The sequence below is a fragment of the uncultured Streptococcus sp. genome (assembly GCF_963528215.1).
Taxonomy (GTDB): Bacteria; Bacillota; Bacilli; order Lactobacillales; family Streptococcaceae; genus Streptococcus.
The window spans coordinates 1-2,752 of record NZ_CAURVL010000061.1; the positions used below are offsets into that span (position 1 = coordinate 1).

The 2,752-nt window shown below is 41.7% G+C and carries 3 protein-coding genes and 1 pseudogene; 1 reads left to right on the plus strand and 3 read right to left on the minus strand.

Annotated elements, in window-relative coordinates:
• The 3 genes and pseudogenes from RWS24_RS10770 to dinB all read right to left on the minus strand — a co-directional run.
• Window positions 1–233 (minus strand): annotated as a pseudogene (locus tag RWS24_RS10770) (CPBP family intramembrane glutamate endopeptidase); the annotation flags it as partial.
• A 318-nt stretch (window positions 234–551) separates the two neighbouring features.
• Window positions 552–878: a hypothetical protein gene (locus RWS24_RS10775; RefSeq protein ID WP_314367453.1), complete on the minus strand. Its 327-nt coding sequence runs from the start codon at window positions 876–878 to the stop codon at window positions 552–554.
• 211 nt (window positions 879–1,089) lie between these two features.
• The gene (dinB, locus tag RWS24_RS10780; protein WP_314367455.1) at window positions 1,090–2,154 is read right to left on the minus strand and encodes a DNA polymerase IV; all 1,065 of its coding nucleotides are present in this window, start codon (window positions 2,152–2,154) and stop codon (window positions 1,090–1,092) included.
• 249 nt (window positions 2,155–2,403) lie between these two features.
• Here dinB and RWS24_RS10785 point away from each other — a divergent pair.
• Window positions 2,404–2,752, plus strand: a 349-nt coding sequence (locus tag RWS24_RS10785; protein WP_314367458.1) for a pyruvate formate lyase family protein, incomplete at its 3' end; no start/stop codon positions are given.

The following is a 2,752-nucleotide window of genomic DNA, read 5'->3' on the forward strand; positions in this document are numbered from 1 at the left end:
AAGTCCAGCATCTTCTTAGGATGAGAAATTTTGAGGCTGAGAAAAGTTCCCAAGGTCGGTCCGAAGCCCCCGATGAAATTGAGAGCAAAGCCCAAAGGCTGGGCTCCGCTGGTCAACTTCAGGGCGGTTAAAATATACAGAATCAGCCAGGATCCCCAGGTAATGCCAAAAGTCCAGGCCAGAAAGGGCAGGATATGCCTTGTCTCTGGCTCTACATGTGTTTGTTTGTTCATACGATAACTCCTTATCAAATGTAGAATAGTGAAAAGTCATCCGAAAACTGGACAAAAGCATCCTTTACTCTCAGTCTTTCAGATGATTGCCTGTTTTGAAACGCAGATTTTTAAAATCCGACCATTCGGTTTGTTTTGTTATAAAAAATAAAGACCTGCGCCAAATAGAAAACATAGTCTTTTACTCCTTGCCTAAAATAAAAAGCAAAGATAGACTAAATGATGCTAAAAGCTATGTCAGCACCGTTTAGCTACTGACTGCTGCTTTTAGTTTCTAAGTTGTCCTGACTCTCATGCTTAAGACAGGTCATCTCTCTGCTACTTGCTCCTTTCCTGATTTTGCAATCGCCGGATATGCCAGAGATTGGAGGCAAGGCTCAGACCCCCTACTGCCATAATACCCAGTCCTCGCCATGGGCTAAAGACAGAAGTCAGCAAGCCACCAGCAAGGACAGCATAGCCAGCTTTGACTCCCCACTTAGAATAGCGTATGCCATTCTCACCCTGTGTCATCTTTTCCAGCTGCACCTTACGTTTTTCTGCCTGCTGCTGCAAAAACTCTTTCTGAGCTTCCCGCTGCCGATCCATCTCCTGATTCAACTTGAGAATGTGCTCGCTTGTTTTTTCTACTACAGATTTCTTCATTTCTGCTCCTTTCTTTTCAAAAACCGACCAGACGGTTTTTATTTTATAAAATCAGTATAACAGACACAGAAAACTTTGTCCAGTATTTTTTCAAAAAAGATTATTTTTAGTTAATGAAAATCATCAGACAACTTAGAAGCTAGTCACAAGCAACTCTCTCATACTAAAAGCTATATCTAAAAAAGCCCGGTAACGAACCAAGCTTTTATCTTTATTCAAACCCCGTCACTGTCAGTCCTAGCAGTCGGATACCTCGTGGTTGCTCTTCCAAGCTATCGTATATCTCATGCGCAGTTCGCTCGATTTGCTCCTTGTCTCGAGTGGCTAGATTCAAACTTTTCCTTTTAGTCAAGGTGGAGAAATCAGCATAGCGGATTTTCAGAACGATGGTTCGTCCTTTCTTGTCATGCTTAGTCAAGCTATTTTCTACCTTCTGTGCCAGCAGGGTCAGCTCTTTCTTGATATCCTCCTCACTATAGAGCAGTTTGGCATAGGTCCGCTCCTTCCCAATAGACTTACGAATACGATTGGATTTGACCGGACTATTGCTGATGCCACGCGCTTTACGGTAGAGATCAAAACCAAAGCGACCAAACTTATCAATCAGGGTCATTTCTGGTATCTTGAGCAGATCTGCACCAGTATAAACTCCCATTTCATGCAGTTTTTCAACGCTCTTCTTACCAACTCCATGAAACTTGGCAATGTCCATAGGCGCCAGAAAGGCCTCAGCCTCTTCGGGTAGAATAACAGTCAGACCATGAGGCTTCTCATAGTCACTGGCAATCTTGGCCAGAAACTTATTATAAGAAACGCCTGCCGAAGCCGTCAGTTGCAGCTCATTCCAGATATCGTGCTGAATCAGCTTGGCTATTTTGACTGCGGATTTAATCCCAAGCTTGTTTTCCGTTACATCCAGATAAGCCTCGTCGATACTCATTGGCTCAATCAAGTCTGTATAGCGTCTAAAAATCTCTCGGATCTGCAAACCGACCGTCTGATATTTTTCGTAATTTCCCGAAATAAAAATCCCTTGTGGACATCGTTCGTATGCTTCCTTGGAGCTCATAGCAGAATGGACACCAAACTTTCGTGCTTCATAGTTACAAGTAGAGACGACGCCACGACCACCTGTCAAGCGTGGATCACTGCCGATGATGACTGGATGCCCCTTTAGCTTAGGATTATCCCTGACTTCGACCGCAGCAAAAAAGGCATCCATATCAATATGAATGATTTTTCTTGATGTGTCATTAATTAAGGGAAAAATCAACATTCCAGTCGCCTCTTATTCTTGTTTTCCAATTCTAGTATAACCTTTTTCTCATATTTGCCCAACTATTTGCTGAGAAATTTCTCTCATCCATCTATATAGTACACTTTTGGGGATTTCAGACAACTGTATTATAAAAGAAAAGGCTTACATATCCCGAAAACACTTTGTGTAAACGATTACTCTGTGTTATACTTTAACTATACAAATGTAACAGATACTTGTTACTAGAAAGATAAAGAGGAATTTAACATGGTTGTTAAAACTGTTGTCGAAGCACAAGATATTTTTGACAAAGCTTGGGAAGGCTTCAAAGGTGAAGATTGGAAAGAAAAAGCAAGTATTTCACGCTTTGTTCAAGCTAACTACACACCTTACGATGGAGATGAAAGCTTCTTAGCAGGTCCAACTGAACGCTCTCTTCATATTAAAAAGATTATTGAAGAAACAAAGGCTCACTATGAAGCAACTCGTTTCCCAATGGACACTCGCCCAGCTTCTATTGCAGGTATCCCAGCTGGTTACATCGACAAAGATAACGAACTAATCTATGGTATCCAAAACGATGAACTCTTCAAATTGAACTTCATGCCAAAAGGTG